16 protein-coding genes are annotated in these 19,354 nt (G+C 43.2%); 11 read left to right on the forward strand and 5 right to left on the reverse strand.

What is annotated here, in order from left to right; all coding sequences use genetic code 11:
- Positions 1-12: 12 nt before the first annotated feature.
- Entirely contained in the window at positions 13-2,055 is a 2,043-nt protein-coding gene (locus tag MHM98_RS15270; RefSeq protein WP_239440228.1) for a winged helix-turn-helix domain-containing protein, read from the reverse strand.
- A gap of 210 nt (positions 2,056-2,265) precedes the next feature.
- Here MHM98_RS15270 and MHM98_RS15275 point away from each other — a divergent pair, with 210 nt between their 5' ends.
- Positions 2,266-4,620 (forward strand): DUF5916 domain-containing protein, encoded by a 2,355-nt coding sequence (locus tag MHM98_RS15275; RefSeq protein ID WP_239440229.1) that lies wholly within the window; start codon positions 2,266-2,268, stop codon positions 4,618-4,620.
- A 7-nt stretch (positions 4,621-4,627) separates the two neighbouring features.
- Here MHM98_RS15275 and MHM98_RS15280 read toward each other — a convergent pair whose 3' ends face one another.
- On the reverse strand, positions 4,628-5,074 hold the full coding sequence (locus MHM98_RS15280; protein WP_239440230.1) for a GNAT family N-acetyltransferase: 447 nt from the start codon (positions 5,072-5,074) through the stop codon (positions 4,628-4,630).
- A gap of 201 nt (positions 5,075-5,275) precedes the next feature.
- Between MHM98_RS15280 and MHM98_RS15285 the strand changes: the two genes are divergently transcribed.
- The 7 genes from MHM98_RS15285 to MHM98_RS15315 all read left to right on the forward strand — a co-directional run bounded on the left by MHM98_RS15285 (position 5,276) and on the right by MHM98_RS15315 (position 10,778).
- Positions 5,276-6,106 carry an ABC transporter permease subunit gene (locus tag MHM98_RS15285; protein WP_239440231.1) on the forward strand — a complete coding sequence of 277 codons (831 nt, stop codon included), beginning with the start codon at positions 5,276-5,278 and terminating at the stop codon, positions 6,104-6,106.
- Positions 6,103-7,005 (forward strand): ABC transporter ATP-binding protein, encoded by a 903-nt coding sequence (locus MHM98_RS15290; RefSeq protein WP_239440232.1) that lies wholly within the window; start codon positions 6,103-6,105, stop codon positions 7,003-7,005. The genes MHM98_RS15285 and MHM98_RS15290 overlap by 4 nt, the downstream gene beginning before the upstream one ends.
- Before the next feature lie 119 nt (positions 7,006-7,124).
- The gene (locus MHM98_RS15295) at positions 7,125-7,892 is read left to right on the forward strand and encodes a transporter substrate-binding domain-containing protein (protein ID WP_239440233.1); all 768 of its coding nucleotides are present in this window, start codon (positions 7,125-7,127) and stop codon (positions 7,890-7,892) included.
- A 63-nt stretch (positions 7,893-7,955) separates the two neighbouring features.
- Complete coding sequence (locus MHM98_RS15300) at positions 7,956-8,705, forward strand: ABC transporter substrate-binding protein (RefSeq protein WP_239440234.1); 750 nt, start codon at positions 7,956-7,958, stop codon at positions 8,703-8,705.
- Positions 8,706-8,766: 61 nt separating this feature from the next.
- A complete protein-coding gene (locus MHM98_RS15305; RefSeq protein ID WP_239440235.1) occupies positions 8,767-9,525 on the forward strand; it encodes a transporter substrate-binding domain-containing protein in 759 nt (252 codons plus the stop codon).
- A 17-nt stretch (positions 9,526-9,542) separates the two neighbouring features.
- Entirely contained in the window at positions 9,543-9,905 is a 363-nt protein-coding gene (locus MHM98_RS15310; RefSeq protein WP_239440236.1) for a hypothetical protein, read from the forward strand.
- Between the two features lie 129 nt (positions 9,906-10,034).
- Positions 10,035-10,778: an ABC transporter substrate-binding protein gene (locus MHM98_RS15315; RefSeq protein WP_239440237.1), complete on the forward strand. Its 744-nt coding sequence runs from the start codon at positions 10,035-10,037 to the stop codon at positions 10,776-10,778.
- On the opposite strand, the gene hutI is transcribed toward MHM98_RS15315, so the two are convergent.
- Positions 10,779-12,002 carry an imidazolonepropionase gene (hutI, locus tag MHM98_RS15320; RefSeq protein WP_239440238.1) on the reverse strand — a complete coding sequence of 408 codons (1,224 nt, stop codon included), beginning with the start codon at positions 12,000-12,002 and terminating at the stop codon, positions 10,779-10,781.
- A gap of 98 nt (positions 12,003-12,100) precedes the next feature.
- Between hutI and hutC the strand changes: the two genes are divergently transcribed.
- A complete protein-coding gene (gene hutC, locus MHM98_RS15325; protein ID WP_239440239.1) occupies positions 12,101-12,811 on the forward strand; it encodes a histidine utilization repressor in 711 nt (236 codons plus the stop codon).
- A gap of 9 nt (positions 12,812-12,820) precedes the next feature.
- A complete protein-coding gene (locus MHM98_RS15330) occupies positions 12,821-13,255 on the forward strand; it encodes a GNAT family N-acetyltransferase (RefSeq protein ID WP_239440240.1) in 435 nt (144 codons plus the stop codon).
- Positions 13,256-13,257: 2 nt separating this feature from the next.
- Here the strand turns inward: MHM98_RS15330 and MHM98_RS15335 are convergent, their stop codons facing one another.
- Both MHM98_RS15335 and MHM98_RS15340 read right to left on the reverse strand, forming a co-directional pair.
- Complete coding sequence (locus MHM98_RS15335; protein WP_239440241.1) at positions 13,258-15,123, reverse strand: DUF885 domain-containing protein; 1,866 nt, start codon at positions 15,121-15,123, stop codon at positions 13,258-13,260.
- Positions 15,124-15,192: 69 nt separating this feature from the next.
- Entirely contained in the window at positions 15,193-18,138 is a 2,946-nt protein-coding gene (locus MHM98_RS15340; RefSeq protein ID WP_239440242.1) for an EAL domain-containing protein, read from the reverse strand.
- A gap of 138 nt (positions 18,139-18,276) precedes the next feature.
- On the opposite strand from MHM98_RS15340, the gene MHM98_RS15345 reads away from it, so the two are divergent.
- Positions 18,277-19,350, forward strand: a complete 1,074-nt coding sequence (locus MHM98_RS15345; RefSeq protein WP_239440243.1) for a hypothetical protein — start codon at positions 18,277-18,279, stop codon at positions 19,348-19,350.
- Positions 19,351-19,354 lie beyond the last annotated feature (4 nt).

Consider the following 19,354-nt stretch of genomic DNA (forward strand, 5'->3'; position numbering starts at 1 on the left):
ATTAGATTCAATTTACTTAAATTCAGTTTTCAGAATATCGCCGCTTCGGCCTTCTTCGTAACTCACTACTAGGTGATTATCGAGTACATCGAAGCCGGCGACAAATAACCATTTGCCAAGCGATTCCTGCTGCTTAGTCAACAACGACACGCGAATAAATTCACTGTAAACACCTTGTCGCTTCAAATAAATCAATGAATCACCATCGACTTTAACGTCAATACCGCCTGAAAATACGCGATCTAGCGTAACCGACGTCGGCTCTGCGCGCTCTTCATCAGCAAACCATTGATAAACCTGATAAGTACCTTGCTCAACAAAAAACAATCGCTGCGCCTTGGTGTCGCTAAATGCCGCCTGCCAACGAGGATTACCATCGCTAAATGCGTTGGTGGTTAAATCGTAATAACGCAGCAGTGGCGTGGTATCGCGCAATATGCCAAAGGCAATACGCGTATTCGATAACCATGCAGCGGAGATAGAAGAGCCATCGTCAATATCAATAATTTTGCTGGAATTATCGGCTAAAGACAGCAAGGTTAGTTGCGCCGTACTGCCGAGCAGCAGCGTTTTGCCATCCGGTGATACATCGATAGTGTCTACATCAGGCTCTTGCTCGAAGTGGGTAAGCTGTTTTATTTGACCAGTAACTTCATCCGCCTCAAAAATTTGCGAATGTCCGTTGCGCTTAGATAGGAAATACCAGCGTTTAGTGGATGGCGAAAAGGTTGGTAGCTTGTCGTAGACCGCTGAATTAAAGCGGCGACTAACCTCACCTGTTGCCAAGTTGATTAACTCATTGTCGTTGTTCATTTGAAACGAAGTAAAGTAATAGTCGCGACCATTGGGAAAACGGCTAAAATTATGCGCCACACGATTCGACGTACTCACCAAACTCATAATTGGCGTACCATCGATTTTAGTTTGTACTATTTCATGGGAGTAGGCATTTGTCGCCGTGACTATGCTTTCGCCATCATGATGCCAAATAGCTCGATAGACAAAACGCGGCCACTTGCCTTTGTTGGTGAGCTGATTGTTTTTTCTATCTAGCACATACAAGTTACTGTATTCACTATCTTCATTGGCAGATAGAATCAATAATTGCTGACCGTCGTCAGATAAATCAAAACCATAGTTACCGCTACTTTTCGCATTAGGCTGGTTAATAGCTTCGCGCGTTTTATTTGCCATGCTGTAGCGATAGATCTGATTCGGCGCAAAACTGACTTCGCGACCCGCGTATAAAATGCCCTCGTTATTATCAATCAACGCCATTTGCCTAATATAAAGTGCATTACAGGGTGACAGTGTGGAGACGGTTCCTGCAAGATCATAGCGTTTAAACTGACACTGTTGCTCTGGATAGTCAGTAAAAACAATAAAATCGCTGTTAGACGACCAAGCTATTTCCGCCGAGGTCGCTAAATCAGCCACCTTTACTTCTTTTTCAGAACCATCGAGATGCCTTAGCCACAATTCACCAACACCGTTTCTCGGATCATTGCGAGTATAAGCAAGATAGTTTCCATTGGGTGATACAGCAGGCGAAAACTCAACGCCGGAATGTCTGGTTAAAGGCTGAAGCTGCAGGTTGGTATAGGTTTTTTCCGCCGATTTATTGGAAAAGCCTTGCCACGCAATAGCAGCCACAGCTAATAGCAAACTTAAAATAAATACCGGTTTTACATTGGATGATTTAGGCGCGGCCTCATCTTTCTGACCAGCGGTCACTTTATCTTCTTGAGGAGCAATAGGTGCAATAAAACAATAACCCTGCTTGGGAATAGTTTTAATAAAAGTCGGCGCTTTGGGATTATCAGCCAATAACTGACGTAAATTAGCCACCATTTTGTTGACGGCATTGTCGCTAACAATAACTCCCTGATTAACTGTTTCAATGATCTCATCGCGGCTAATCACTTGATTAGCTTGCTCAATAAAGAGCATCAGCAGCGCATGTTGCTTAGGTTCAAGGGAAATTTCATTGCCATCATTCCACATCAGCGGCAACTGACTATCGATGACAAATTGATTTACGCGAAGATATCTCATTGAATCGTTTTTTATTATTTTTGATCGGCGAGTGAGTTTATTATCTACAGCTAATGAAAACCCGTCAACTACGCTTCAATTGCACAATAAACCGACAAAAACCACCAAAAATCACAACTCCTTCACCTTTTTTCACCACTTCACCACGACTTTAAGCCCCGTCACGCCGAAGCTAGACAGCGTTAACTCTCTCGTAACGGAAAACAAAAAATGCATCAACTTACATGGTTAAACAAAATCAAAAACACCGCACTGTGGACAGCGATACTCGCATCGAGCCTCTCAGTATCAATGCATACATGGGCGGCAGATAAGTTCACTCTCAGCAAACAGCAAGACGCGCCAACCATTGACGGCAAACTCGATGAACCGATGTGGAAACTCGCTACTCCAATTGAGCTCAAATATGAAAACAATCCTGGCAACGGTATTGCGGCTCCCGTAAAAACTATTGGCTATTTATATCAAGACGGCCAAGCGCTTCATATTGCGCTTAGAGCTTATGATCCACAGCCAGAGAACATTCGCGGCTCTTTGCGAGCACACGATAAGATTTGGCAAGACGATAACATGGGCATCATCCTCGATACCTTTAACGACGAGCGCAACGCCTATCTATTTTTCGTTAACCCAAAAGGCGCACAGTCAGACGCCATTATTAACGATGACAACGGTTGGCGTGAAGACGATGCTTGGGATGCCATTTGGCACAGTGCCGCTCAGCTAACAGATGATGGTTGGACGGCTGAAATTAGCATTCCATTTGCCGCATTGCGCTTTAAAGACGAACAAGACATTCAGCGCTGGGGCTTTACCTTATGGCGTAACTATCCGCGTGAAGTTCGTCATCAGCTCGCCAGTTATCAGGGAGATCGCGACTCGACCTGTTCTCTGTGTCTGTATAACAAACTGGATGGCTTCGAGGGTGCTAAAGCCAGTAACAACATCCAAGTGACGCCAACTGCAACTATCAAGCGCAGCGATGGTAAAGCGACGTCAAATGACTCATGGTCAAATGGCGATAGCGAACAAGATCTAGGATTAGATTTGCGCTGGGGCATGACCCAAAACAGTGTGCTAAACCTAACTATCAACCCTGATTTTTCACAAGTGGAGGCAGATTCTACTGAGCTAGACATCAATAACACCTTCGCTCTTTATACGCGTGAAAAACGCCCATTCTTTTTAGACGGTGCCGATAACTTCAAAACCAGTCGCTTAAATCTGGTACACACACGCAATATCAACCAGCCTGATTACGGCGTTAAGGTCACCGGCAAAAGCGGCGCACATTCCTACGGTGTACTAACCGCTAAAGATCAGCAAACCAGCTTCCTGCTACCATCGGCTCAAGGCTCTCGTAATATTACATTGACCGATAATGGCGCTTCGCTAACCAGCACCAATCATCTGCTGCGTTATAAAAATGATTTGGGCAATCGCGATAACATTGGTTTCTTCGTGTCGCATCGCGATGCAGACGATTATCGCAATACCGTCGTCAGCGGTGACGGCAACCATTGGTTTAGCAAGCAAGATAGTCTGCAATATCAAGTGGCCTATTCTAAAAGTGACAACCCGCTGCAAGAAGCTCTCGATTATGGCCTTGAACAATCACAAAGCGATCACGCCATCGAACTTAATTACAGTCATTCACAAAAAGACTATAACTACTGCGCCACCTATACCGATATCGGCGAAGATTTTCGCGCAGATTTAGGTTTCATTGGTCAGGTTGACTATAAGAAATTACTCATTGGTGGCGGCCAAACCTTTTATAACGACGATGACAAAACCCAATTCGTCAATCGCTATGGTTACTTTGCTAGCGCTCAAAGCTCGCAAAATCAGGCAGGTGAGAAACTTGGGCACAACGTCGATGTGCGCGGTTTTATCAATGGTAAAAAACAAGCATTCGCCAATTTCGGCTTTATGAACAATGAGTCGCTGTACGATAGCCAATACAATCGCGACGGTGGCGAGTTGTATAATCACACCCAATTTGTCAGCTACTCAAGCATTAACCCGACGGCAGATTTAAAACTTCAGTTTTTCACCCGCATCGGTAAACAAATTGACTATGCAAACGCTCAGCTAGCCGACCAGTTTTACTTGCACACTACGATTAATTATCAATTTAATCAGCACTTTGCACTCACATTCAATAACTACTTCAACCGCTTAGATGTCGATGCGCAACAAGCTATGGTAGGCGGAAAGAGTGTGAATATAGAAGGCGGCCGCCTGTTTCGCGCGAGTAAGAGTGATTTGAATATGGCGTATCAATTCGACCAAAAGAATCAGTTAAAGCTCATCGTGCAATACACAGATATTGATCGCAATCCGCTGCTGTACAAGGCGAATCACGACAGTGATAGCAATAACGATTACAGCGCCGAAACGCGATTCTTTTCGACGCAATTGCTGTATACCTACAAAATCAACCCACAATCACTGGTTTACGTAGGTTATTCAGATAGTGGTTATCAACCGCAAGGTGACGACTCGCTACATCGCGATCGCCGCACCTTCTTCGCTAAATTTAGCTACGCGTGGCAAGGCTAACGATAAGCTAAACATCCCAACGGCACATTCCTTTGATATCAACCTGTGCCCCTAATTTACTGTAGAAATTGATAGCGTTTTCGTTATCTTTTTCTACTTCCCAACGAATTCGATTACATCCCGCTTCACGGCATATATCCCGCGCTTTGTTCATCAAATGTAATCCAACTTTTTGGCTGCGGTACTGTTGATGAACATATAAATCGTCAAGCCCCATGTAGGTGACGCCACGCCAAATTGAATAATTCCAGGTATAGCTGCAGTAGCCTGCTATCTCACCATCAATTTCGGCTAACACAGCACCGAATTTAGGCGAATCACCAAAGCCTGCACGCTTAATTTCAGCGGGTGATGTTTCTACAAAATGTGTCTGCTGATGAAAGTCAGCTATCGCGAGAATGAAGTTATAAAGCGTATCAACATCATCAATTGTCGCTTGTCGTATAGTTATCATTGGTCGTCCTGTTAGCAATAATTAACGGCTTCTAACTTAATGAAATAAATGAGTAAATCCATCATTAATTCGCCTGACTGACCAAGAAGAATGACACGAACATTATTAACATATTGATAAATAATAAAAATAATTAGTGGTACTATGATTGCTTTAGGCTATGCTACCTAACGACAGCAAACGGGTATTTAAGGATTATTCATGCACCCCACTCCACAACACAACGCCACGCGTTCTATTTGGCTGATCAGCCAATTTGAGTTAACGCGCTTATTTCTCACCAAACGCGGCGCCATATTGCTAGCAGCGTTCGCCATTGTTTGGTTTCTAATTCTGAAATACCCCGTTTCTTACTCGGTAAGTATCTTGGCCAACGAAAATTTCGGCGAAAATATCTCGGTATTCTCAAGCCAGCTTAACTTAGATTACTTATTACAGTGGGCCTATTCAGAAGTCGCGGTCTATTGGTTGTTCGCTATTTTCGTGTTCCCATTTATCGCCGTACTGATGACTTCTGATCAAACGGCATCGGATGCTACCCGCGGCACTATTCGCTTTTTGCTACTGCGTACTTCTCGCAGTCAATTACTTTTCGGTCGCTTCCTCGGCCAAGCAATGATCATCAGCATTCTCATTGGCTTAACGATGTCTGCCGCTTATGTGATGGGTATTTGGCGTGAACCGACTGGCGTACTTTATGCCGTGCCGCAGCTTTTACTAGTTGCCGTTAATCTTGTAGTCGCCTGCTTGCCTTTCATCGCATTAATGGCGCTGTTTAACGTGTGGGTTCAATCTTCTAAATTAAGTGTTGCCTTCACTATCATTCTGCTGCCGATCCTCAATGGGTTAATTAGCTGGTTAACTGGCTATTTCGAGCCTATCGAAACATTAAATTACGCCCTGCCAGGTGTTCAGCTAACTGACACAGTACAGAATGCCAATTTGAGCTTTTTCTCAATGTCGATTCCACTCACTCAAACTGTCATTTATCTTGGCTTAGCAAACTTCGTCTTAACAAGGAAAGCACTATGAGCACATTAATTAGTTGTCACAACGTCAATAAATTCTTCGGCTCAAAACAAGCGCTTAAGGACGTAAGTTTTGAACTAAATGTCGGTGAAACTACCGCACTTGTCGGTCCCAATGGCGCAGGTAAAACAACCTTATTCAGCATCTTGTGTAATTATCATCTACCAAGCTCAGGCCAAGTCACCATCTTTAGGGAAAAACCTGGTAGCACAGCGTTAATAGGACGCATGGGCGCCTTACCACAAGACGCCCAACTCGACCCGCGCTTTGCCATTAAGCATCAATTAGAGCTTTATGCAAAGTTACAAGGGTTTGGCAAAAAAGACGCCGCCAAAGAGTGTGAGCGAGTACTTGAACGCGTTGAATTATCTCAGGTATTAAACGAGCGACCAGCGGCGCTAAGCCACGGCATGCGAAAGCGCGTAACCATTGCTCAAGCGCTAATCGGTAGCCCTGAATTAGTAATGCTTGACGAACCAACAGCGGGCCTCGATCCTGCGAATGCCCGCAACATTCGTCAATTAGTGATGGATTTATCTGGTGACGCGAGTTTTATTATTAGCTCCCACAATCTGGATGAGTTAGAGCGTCTATGTTCAACCGTGTTATTGCTAGAGCAAGGCAATCTCTCCCAACAAGAAATCGGTCAGCAGTCGCAAAACCAATTGCAAAGCATCACCTTATTATTAGAACCAACACAACTCGAAGCTGCTAATTTATTAGCTAATATTCAAGGGGTTAATAATGTTGAAGCAGTCAACAAGCAAGAGTTTGTTATCAGTTACGACGCGCTAAATTCGCCGCAATTTGATATTGAGCTCATTCAAGGTGTTCAGCAACAAGGATTGCAATATCGCCAGTTAACCAAAGGCCTTTCACTCGAACAACAGTTATTTTCATAACTTTCCTCTGGCAGCTGGCCATACAAGTTAGCTGCCTAATTCTCTAAAAATTGTTAGTTGCATCTATTAACACCAGTAGTTACGCTAGTTAGCCTTTGTTTAAAAAACGAATTTCAACTATGTATAAGCTCCTTGCCTTTTTGGTATGCGCTGTGATTTCCCATTCGATAGTAACGGTTAAAGCCGATACCTTAGCTGTCGTTACCGAGGAGTCATCGCTGCAATATTCTGAAAATGGCAAAGTTGTGGGGATTGCAACCGAGCTCGTTAAAGCGGTATTAGCAGAAGCACAATTGGAGGGAGACTTTCGTGTTTATCCTTGGCCTCGAGCTTACGAAATTGCCCAAACGCAACCCAACACTTTAATCTACTCGATGACTCGCAGCCCTAAACGAGAAAAACAGTTCAAATGGGTTGGTGAAATCCTTCCGCTTACCTACTATTTTTATCGTTTAAAAACCAATATATCGGTCAATCCGAGGACGCTTGAAGAAGCCAGAAATGTTCGCATTGGTGTCGCCAAGAACGGTGTCATCCACCAGTACTTAGAGCAAAAACGTTTTCGCAATATTCGCACTGTGGCCAATTCAACAACTTATCTAAAGATGTTTATGACTGGGCGCGTCGATTTCATTGTTCTCAATAGCTCAAGCCTTCAATCTTGGTGTAAAAACACCGTTCTTGACTGCAAACTAGTTGAGCCTGTACTGCCAATTGACGACATGTCGACAGGCCTCTATATGGCACTGAGCCAACAAACTGAAGATAGCCTGCATCTACGTTTAAAAGATGCTTATCAATCAGTTAGAGAACAAGGGATTTATCACAGGATTATGGCAAGTAGATTGCAACCAGAAGCCACTGAGATCTCAGAAAAAGGCGAGTAAATCTATTGATTCTGTAGCGTCTGCTACACTTATTGTTCAATGAGTTGTTGAGCAGTAATCCGATTGAGCAAAAACCACATAAGTGTGATATTAAAAGTCGTTTGTTTTCTAGTTGGCAGCGCAGTTTGCGTATCTAACGCATCGCCATTACTCGTTATTGCAGAAGACAGTGTTTTACAATATCGCAAAGGAAACTCCGTTGCTGGGCCAGCCGCAGAACTCATGAAGGCACTATTGGCGGAGGCTCAACTTACAGGAGACTTTAAAATTGTTCCTTGGTCTAGAGCCTATAACACTGCGCTAAATCGACCTGATACCATTATTTACTCCATTGCTAAAACCCCCGAAAGAGCAGATTTATTCAATTGGATTGGCGAAATCATCCCCCTTAAGTATCAGTTTTACCGTTTAAAATCATCAACTCATGTTAACCCTACCAATATAGAACAGAGTAAAGCATTTACAATTGGCGCCATTAGCCGTGGCGCTATTCATCAATATTTACGCCGTGAAAATTATCCAAAGCTTGTCGCCGTTGCTAGCCCCACATCCCACATTAGAATGTTTATGAATAATCGCTTTGATCTCATTGTCATCGATTCTTCTTCCCTCAACAAAGTGTGTGTGACTACAGAATTGGACTGCAGTTTGATTGAAGCTGTATTACCCATTCCACAAATTTCAAATAGCCTATACATCGCATTAAGTAACTCAAGTGATCCTCAAATAACGCAACAGCTCAAAGAAGCCTATAACGCGCTCAAAAACAACGGTCGATATCAACAGATTATGGGACCGACTATTGAGAAATAACTATTAGATTTCTATAGCAAAAAACTGTTTAATATATGCTCAATTAATGATTGGAATAGCAATGCCTTTAAGAACACCACTCCTGACTATCGTCGCCTACTTATCCTTGGTTATGGCAGTATTTCTGAGTAACGGCTCAGCACTCGCGACGACGCTCAATGTAGTGACTGAAGAAGGATCATTGCAATTTACTAAAAACAGTCGCGTCGAAGGTGTCGCTACTGATTTAGTAAGGGCGGTGTTAAACGAAGCAAAGGTCAAAGGCAATATTCGCGTCTACCCTTGGCCTCGAGCTTATGAACAGGCGAAGAGCAAGCCTAATACATTAATCTACTCAATGGCTCGAACACCGCAGCGAGAAAAAATGTTTAAATGGGTGGGAGAAATATTACCGCTAGACTATCGTTTTTTCCGTTTAAAATTAAATGATAAGGTGAATCCCACCACATTAGAACAAGCCAAGAAATTTAAGATAGGTACTGTGAACAATGGTGCTATCCATAGCTATCTAAAGCGCAATAAATTCACGAATCTGAGTAAGGCATCCAATGCCACTTCTCATATTAGAATGTTTATGGCGGGACGCTTTGATTTAATCATTCTTAATACTTCACGTCTGCAATCATTGTGTAAAAATACCAAGCTCGACTGTAATCGCATTGAACCTATCATTAATATTCCGGAGATCTCAAACGGCCTCTATATGGCCCTGAGCAAACAAACCAGCGATTCGCTTCATAAAAAGCTTACAGCCGCTTACCAAACACTTAAAACAAGTGGACAGTACGACTCAATCATGGCACAAGAAGTTATTAAGTAACGTCAGGCGAACCGAATATGATGCGTGATCCCAAATTCCTCAATGAAAGTGGCAGCAAACAAGGCAACTGGTATCTTAATCGATTTGAATATTTCGAGTTCTACGGTTTTGAAAATGAGTGGAAAATAAAATGCTGGGCATGGCTGACTCTGATTGCAACAGTGATAGCGCTATTTAAGCTTCCGTTATTCATTCTCCCCCTACTACTTTGGTGCAGTTATGTCGCTGGCCGTACACTAATTATTTTGCATCGCAAGGTCTGTCATTTTCACGGCTACTTCCTCTATCCACAGCGATTAATAACTACCTTTAAACGCTATGAAAAACAAATTGATATGAATGATTTTGACTCTATTACAACGACGGAAAAACAACGATAATAAGCTAATTCGTTATATAAAATAGTCATTAACAAAACGAAATAAGACGGTTAAAAATACCCCCTTATACATTGCAACAAAACGGCTTAATAGTTAGTATTAGCATAATTTTTGTTCTACGAGTTTAATATGGATATGCGCCTTGTACAGCTAGTTTTTGTTGCCGTTATAAGCGCGATCTTCACTATTAACTCTTATGCCAACACCCTCTCGGTAGTCACCGAAGAAAGCACCCTTCAGTATTCAAAAGGTAACAAAGTTACAGGCCCTGCAACCGACTTAGTCAAAGAAGTGCTCAAACAAGCAGAAATGGCTGGTAATTTTCGCATCTACCCTTGGCCTCGCGCCTATAAACTCGCGCAAACCAAAGCCGATGTATTGATCTATTCGATGGCTAGAACGCCACAACGAGAACATCTATTTAAATGGGTTGGTGAAGTGGTACCGCTGGATTACCAATTTTTTAGATTGAAGCGCAAAACCGACGTTAATCCAAAAGATTTCACTGAAACCAAAAGTTATCGCATTGGCACTATCAAAGACGGCGCCATTCACAACTTCCTAAAAAAGAACGGCTTTAGCAGCATATCGGCGGCTTCAAATGAAGGCGCTTATATCAAAATGTTTATGGCTGGTCGCGTCGATATGATTATCGTCAACAGGTCGAGCCTGCGTAAACGCTGTGCCGTATTCAAAATCGACTGTAGTCTATTAGAACCTGTTTTACCCATCCCACAAATCTCAACGGGACTATACATGGCCGTCAGCAAACAAACCGACGACGCCACTCACCAAAAACTCATCAACGCCTACAACAAAGTAAAAGAACACGGTACCTACGCATATATTATGCGGAATGAGTTGATTCAGTAATTAAACCACCACCCCATTCTTAATTACTTGCGCACATGGGTTTACGCCGTATTGATAACTCAACTGTGCTGGATGTTCGATATCCCACAGCACTAAATCAGCTTGTTTTCCTACGGCTAAGCTACCCACTTTTTCCTGCATACCCAAGGCTTTAGCAGCATGGAGAGTAACGCCTGCAAGCGCTTCATACGGCGTCATTCTAAATAGCGTACACGCCATATTGAGCATCAATTGCAGGGAACACAGCGGCGATGAACCTGGGTTAGCATCCGTTGCAATCGCCATTGGTACCTTGTACTTACGCAGTAAATCGATTGGTGGCTGCTGAGTTTCACGTAAGAAATAAAATGCCCCCGGTAATACAACCGCAACGGTGCCCGACTCTTTAATGGCTTTAATTCCAGCTTCATCAAGGTATTCGATATGATCAACAGACAACGCATTAAAGCTCGCAGCCATTTCACTGCCACCTAAATTCGACATCTGTTCTGCATGCAATTTCACGGGAATATTGTGCCTTTTCGCCGCTTCGAAAACGCGCTTGGTCTGAGCTAAATCAAAGCCAACTGATTCACAAAAGGCATCAACAGCATCAGCGAGATCATCTTTAACTACAGCGTCCATCATTTCGCCGCACACTAAATCGATGTAACCATCCGCGTTTTCTTTATATTCTGGCGGCAATGCATGGGCACCTAAAAATGTGGTTTTAACATCAATTGGGTGATGCTCACCGAGTAACCTTGCGATGTGTAGCATCTTAATTTCTGTTTCAGTATCAAGACCATAGCCTGATTTTATTTCTACCATAGTAACGCCTTCTTGCATTAAAGCGTTTAAGCGATTTTTCGCTGCTACATAAAGCGTTTCTTCATCGGCTTCGCGGGTTGCCTTAACCGTTGAAACAATGCCACCACCAGCTGCGGCAATTTCTTGATACGTTGCGCCTTCTAAACGCATTTCAAATTCTTTAGCGCGATTACCACCGTAAACAATATGTGTATGACAGTCGATAAGTCCCGGCGTTATCCAGCCGCCTTTACCTTGATAAGTTGGTGTCGCGAAAGCGTCAAATGCAGGTAAATCCTCGCGTTTTCCTAACCATGCGATCTTGCCATCTTTAATGGCAATGGCGGCATTTTCGATGATGCCATAATCGGTCTCATTCATCGTCGCGAGGTTAACGTCGATCCAAACACTATCAAATTCATTATTTAAGGACATAAGGCTTCACTTAATTGTTATCATTACCGATGGAGTATAAATTATTTCATAACAAAATACCTTTTAACGCTTGTATATACAACCATTGGATAGTAGTAATGATCGCAGCGAAATTCGAACAAATTAAACAATACATTTGTCAGCAGGTTGAAAATGGTACGCTAAAAGAACATGACCGCGTGCCTTCTGAAAACGAATTGTCGCAACAGTTTGTATGTAGCCGAATGACAGCAAGGCGCGCGATAACCGAATTGTGCGACACTGGATTATTAGTGCGTAGCCAAGGGCGCGGCACCTTTGTTGCCACGTTAAAATCGCAAACTTCCCTAATGGAAATTCGCAATATTAGTGACGAAATTAGAGAGCGTGGCCACGACTACAGCGTTGAAGTGGTTAGCCTTGACGAAGTCGCTGCCAGCCAAGATGTAGCCATTACACTCGATGTTGAAACTGGCTCTCAGGTATTTTGCTCTAAACTCGTTCATTTAGAAAATAACACCCCAGTTCAGTTGGAAGTGCGCTATGTCAATCCGCGTCTGGTGCCGGATTATCTCAGTAATGATTTCACCCTCCACACACCACACGAATTTTTGAGTATGGCAGCGCCGCTTACAGAAGCTGAGCATATTATCGAAGCCGTCATGCCAACATCGCTAACCGCCAAAATGCTCAAGCTAGCGCAATACGAGCCGTGTCTGCAAATAAAGCGCCGCACCTTTAGCTCAAAAGGAGTTGTTAGCTTTGCTACGCTAACGCACCCAAGCAGCCGCTTTCGCATTGGTGGCCGCTTTAGCGTTAATAACGGGTAGCTGATTTTGATGGTTGAAATTCGCAGCGGTACTATTCAACAGGCCCTAACTATTCACCGACAAATTCCCGAATTTGATCGGCCATTATCTGAAGCTAAGCTATTGGATAGATTAGAGAATAAGGAAAGCTTAGTGTTGATGGCCTATAAGGCTGAACAAGCTGTCGGCTACAAGCTAGGTTATGCCCTTAACGAGCAAGAATTCTATAGCTGGCTCGGCGGTGTTATTCCCAGTGCCAGAAAACAGGGCGTAGCCAATAAATTGCGCCAAGCTCAAGAACGTTGGGCACAAAAAAAGGGATATCAATCCATCAGTGTTAAGTCGATGAATCAATATCCCGCGATGTTACAGATGCTGATTAGTAACAGTTATCAAATTAGCGGCTACGAAAACAATGGCGATCTTGCCTTAAACAAGATTTGTTTCGTTAAATCGCTAATTTAAAGCTATTTATTAGCTTCTATCCACGTCATCACATCCGCTTCAACAATCGACATTGGACGAGCACCTTTGAGTAAAATCAGATCGTGGAAACCCTTGATATCAAACTTATCGCCTAGTTCACGCTCGGCAGTTTGACGTAGCTCGACAAATTTCAGCATACCAAGCTTGTAACCCAATGCTTGACCCGGCCATGCCATGTAACGCTCGATTTCTGAGGTAACATCCGAAAGGCCTGTGCCAGTAGTGGTATGGAAATAATCAATCGCCTTTTCACGCGTCCATTTTTTGTAGTGCAAACCAGTGTCTACCACAAGGCGGACTGCGCGATACAACTCAGCTTGCAGGCGGCCAAGGTTACCCCACACATCGCCTTCGTACATCCCCATTTCTAGTGCCACCAGCTCAGAATACAACGCCCAACCTTCAACAAAACCGTTAAACGGTGCGTTTTGGCGCATCAGACCGATATCGGTTTGTTCCATATTCAATGCGATTTGGAAGTGATGTCCCGGTGCAGCTTCATGATAAGTCAGCGTTTTAAGACTAAATTTCGGCACTTCTTTCATGTTGCGAAGATTAATTGCAAACTCACCTTTTCGAGTACCATCTAAAGTCGGCGGCGTATAAAAGCCACCTGGCGCGCCCGCTTCAATAACTTTAGGAATACGTTTAACTTCAACGCCAATGGTCGGCATGGTTGCAAACAGCTGTGGTGCTTTTTGCATTATCACGTCGATTTCTTGGTTAAGGTAATCTAGTAACTCTTGGCGGCCCGCATCAGAATCGGCAAATAATTGCTTTGGATCTTCCGCCAACGCCACCATGCGCTCGCCGACAGTTCCCTTATCAAGCCCTTGCGAGCGCAGTAGCTTATCCATTTCGTCGCTAATGCGTTTTACTTCACTCAAACCAATGTTGTGGATTTGCTCAGGCGTAAGATCAGAATCACCAAGAAATTGCACTTCGTGCAAGTAAAACTCGCTGCCATTTGGCTGTGCCCAAATTCCATCCCCTTCAGGTGCGCGCTCTCGAAGCTCAACCATCAAGTTATTAACCCGTTGATACGCAGGATAAACTTGTAGTGTCATTACGTTATGGGCTTTTAACATCAAGGCATTAACCAGACGCTCATCACCAATGCTCGCCTGCTCTAATTTGCGCTTAAAACTGGTCATTAACGCATGATTATCAATATCAGGAGCAACAAAAGCATTGAGGAACTTCAGCGTATTTGGGAAAAGTTTCTTAGGCAGTATTACGCCTTTCTCTGCGTCAAACTCCACTTTTTGATGAACTTGTCCCACCATGCTCGCCAGTGCTTCAAGACGAGTAATGTAGTCATTGGCTTGCGCTAGGTTAGTGACTGGCTGCTGATTTTCCAAAATCTTTGGAATATCCATTAAGGGTCCAGCGATTTGGCTAACGATATAAGGTAAATGACCACCCCAAGTATCGATGTAACCCGCTTCAAATTTCTTTGAACCGGCATAGTAATTGTCGATAACGCGATTAACTTGCAGATGTAATTTTGTATCATCAGGCAAATTAGCCAATTCAACATTTGCCAGCTCTAACGCGGCTTTACGCATCGTTTGCTGTAATTTTTTCATTCCCTGCGGAGAATAATCGGGTAATTGCTGATTGTAGTTAGCGACATAATCATTGCTTAACTTAAGCGAGGTAGACAGCGCTGGTTGCTGCTTTACGTATTCAAGCGTGTGCTGTTCAATCAGTTGATTAACCTGAGCTTTGTTTAATTGCTGTTTGACTACGACTTGAGACGAGTTCGCTTGTTCATTAACTGATTGCGATGGTGCGCATCCGGTAATAATGGCCACTACAGCCATCGATAGAAGAGTTTTTTTCATGACGCTATATTCCTATGAAAGACCACAGGAATATAGCAGTTGGTTTAGCGAAGCGCCATTAATGAGGCGCTAATGGATAGTTGCCAGTGGTTTAGGCACGCCTAGTAGGTCCCCTTGCACGTAATCAACGCCGATTTCCTGTAAACATTTAAGGGTTTCTTCGTCTTCAACAAAGGTGGCGACTGTTGATTTTTCAACAACATGAGCAATATCGTTGATAGCTTTAACTGTTGCTAAGTTAATTGCTTGATCCGTTAAACAACTCACCAAGGTGCCATCGATTTTCACAATATCGACCGGCAATGTTTTGATATGTCCCAATAAAGAGGCATCGCCACCAAAGTTATCCAAAATAAAACGCGTTTTATACTTGGCTAATTCAGCCATAAAATTAACCACACCTTGCAAGTTCTCATGAGCGGACATTTCAGTGATTTCAAAACAAATATTACTGCCATCGATGTCGTGCTGTTTAAGCTTACTGACAACAAACTGCAGGAAATCACCGTGACTGACGGAAATGGTCGATAAATTAATGTTACAGCGAACGCCGTCGAGGTTATGTCTGTTAGTATCCATCCATGCAAATGCCTGACTAATCACCCAACGATCGATCATCATCAGCGCATCAAAACGACGCGCTAAATGCATAAACTCACTCGCCGGAATTAATCCGTCTTGGTGGCGCATTCTGAGCAAGAACTCATAACTGACAACCTTAGTCATATCGGCAATTTTAAATACAGGTTGTGCAAATAACTCAAAACGCTCTTCGGTAATAGAGTCGCGTATTTGACTCATTTCAACGTCTTTTTCATCTAACAAATGAGAGTCACAGTCGTAGCGATAAACGGTATTGCGCCCAGCTTTCTTAGCGCAATAACAAGCGTCATCAGCTGCGGTTACTATTTCTCTAAAGGTTTGTTTAGTATGAGTAAATTTAGTAATTCCGATACTCGCACCAACTTTGAATTCCACCCCTTTCCAAATGAATGAATAGGCGGCGATGGCATCACACATCTTCTGAGCGATCTCGACGCCTTTATCTAATCCGCAATTGGCCATAATAATGGTAAATTCATCACCACCAATACGGCAGATTACGTCATTGCGGCGCACCCCTAACTTCAGCAGCGCCGCAATATTTTTCAATAATTCATCCCCTGCCGGGTGACCACATTCGTCATTTACTTGCTTAAAGTTATCTAAATCGATGTAGCACAACACGTGCTCAGTAGCTTCGTGATCTTCAGGTAAGTCAATTAGCTTGTGCATTGCCCGCTCAAACTCGATTCGATTTGCTAATCCCGTCAGCGAGTCATGACTAGCTTGATATGACAGCTCTAACGAATATTGATGTTTCTCAGTGATATCTTCCGATGCCAATAAAATACGTGGCTGACAATTATCCACTTCCACCACTTGTGCCGACTGTTTAACCCAGATGACATTGCCATCACTCGTCACCATGCGCATTTCCCATTCATGCAATTCATCTGGCTTTTGGAAGCAGCGACTTAAGAAGTGATCCACCAGCTCTTTGTCTTCATCACAGTACAAATTATGCAGCTTATCGTTGGCTAGTTCTGACTTTTCAAAGCCAAGCTTCTGCGTTACAAAGGCATTAGCAGAGCTAATATTCAACGATTGGTCAACTGTGAAAAACATCGACGGTGTTTTATCGTAAAGAACCTGCAACCAAGACTCACTCGGCTGATTAACCACTTCTCCAGCTGCTGTCCCAGTCATATCGCGACACGACATCACAGCACCAACGATATCGCCTTGCGCATTGTGATAAGGATGATGTTTAGCATGCAACACCATCTCGTTCCCTTGCATATCAGTACCAGAAAACTCAACACTATCGATTACGCCATTAAATGCTTTCTCTAGGCTAGGTTTAATAATGTTGTCGAAGTTTTTTTCGCCATACAGCAAGGCAACAGGTCGTTGAATTATGTGCTCTTTCGGTAAACCAAACTTCGTTTGATAGGCATCGTTTACGGCGCAAAAAGTATAATCGCGGTCGACAAAACTCAATAAATCAGATGTGCCTTCTAAAATCCCCGTGTAGTAGTCCAACTGACGCTGGGTTGTTTGATTTTCGAGTTCGCGTGACGCGCTAAGGGAGAAGCTATCAAGCAGAGATTTCACCGACTGAATTCGGTCGACTTCGGTTTTAGTCATTACCCCCAATACGCCAATCACCTGATTGTTTTTACCAAACAAATAAATACCAATAACACAACTCACAATCTGCGATCGATTACCGTTTAGCGGTAATTGTGTTGGCTGCATTTGCATCACATAAGGTTGACGCACAGTAGGGGGAATATTAGGAATTGGTAATTGGTAGTTACTTAGCGAAATATCAATTTCTCGCTCGGTCATTGCCCGGATTTCAACATTAACGAAATCAGGATCAGTTACATTGCCAATAAAGGCATAATCGACATTGAGATAGCGAGTCATCAGCTTCACTAATTCGCTAAAGTAAAGCTCACCTTTAGGTAATGACAAGCCCAAATTGAGCATTTCTATCTTCGTCGATTGCTGTTCGCGTTCTAACTCATTGGCCAATCGAAACGTTGCCGCATTTAACGCGGTCCGCTGAATGGTGTAATTAAACTTCGATTTGCTGCTAAAGAATGCGACATGCCCTATCACTTTATGGCGAGCATTGAGAATAGGCATAATAAATTGATGAGGGAATGATTGGCCGTTAACCATGACTTGATGGGGATCTTCAAGCTTGTCGACTGAACTGCCCGTCAGTAAATCACTAACAGTATCGCTGTCAATAACATAGCTGGCGTCATACAATTGCTTGCCATTACCGTAGGCGGCTTGCACATTGACATGCTGTTTATAAACAATACCAAAGGTGGCAATTACAACGCATTCAATATCAAAACATTTGGCAAGATAGGCAGAGGCGTGAATAAAAAATTCCTCGCGCGGCATCTTGCAAAAATCTTGTACGATCTGATTTTCATCTATTTTCGCTGGCATACTACTCTCATCCCTGTCACTGCATCAGATAGCCTATGACTATTTATTGAGTTTTTCGAAATTAAAATATAGTCTACAAATCTGCTTTTTGTGTAAGAAATGCACGATAAATCGCTTGAATTAAAAGGGAAAAGCGCCATGTCAGAATCGAAATCGTCCTATATTGCGGCAAGTTACGCCAATATCAATCAGAAAACCTCGTCACAACAACAAGATTTCGATATAAAAATCAAAGCATTAGGCAGTGCCTCTATAGAAGCCACTACCTTAACCATTGATCCTCTAGCAACACCTTGGCATAGCGAACAGACAGCCAATCACTTTCGCAGTGGTTGCGCACCGATAATGGCACTAGAACATGCGACTCATTTAATTAATCAAGGTCAGCAAGCAGTCATTATCGAGGCCAATGAGCCCCTCAAAACAGGCTATAGTCGCGAGCAACGCCACCAACTAATGGCGGTGTATGATGATGAAACCACTATTGCTGATCTCTACAACGATCTCGCGCAGCAATTTATTAAAAATCACAGTTTGAATGAAGAGCAATTCACAACAATAGCAGCAGCGCTGTTTGAGAATTACAAAGTCACTTATCAACGTCATATCGATAATGAACAAGCGCATTTTTCACTGCCATCACAGCAATGGTATGACAATGTCACGCCACTATTTCGCGGCGTTGATTGCGCAAATCCATTAATTGATTTTGCAGGAAAATTACTGATTTGCAGCGAAGAAGTATTGGCGCAATTAGGATGGGAAAAAAGCGTGAAAGTTGCAGGGGTTCACTGCTGTGAAATCAATACCCAAGATGAAACTAAAGAGCTTAAGACACTCTCGCAATACAATCACTTAGGCATTGCGTTTGATGAAGCATGTAATGCCGCACAAATTAATTTTAGCCAAGAATTTTTGCACCACAACGCACTATTAGAAGCCTATACCTGCTATCCGATAGTACCGATGGCATTTTTACTACACAGTGGAATTGTCAAAGACGTCAGTGATATAGCGCCGTTATTACAAGACTATGAAATTACCATTACCGGCGGCATGAACTTGGCGCGTGCGCCTTGGAACGCACCCAGTCTCAATGCATTGATTGAAATGAGTCAGCGCCTCATCAATAGTAATCAACGCTATGGCGCTGTCCACGGCAATGGCGGTTTAGGTTACCGCCAAGGCGTAGCCATTCTCGAAAGGATATAGCAGA

Source organism: Psychrobium sp. MM17-31 (genome assembly GCF_022347785.1).
Taxonomy (GTDB): Bacteria; Pseudomonadota; Gammaproteobacteria; order Enterobacterales; family Psychrobiaceae; genus Psychrobium.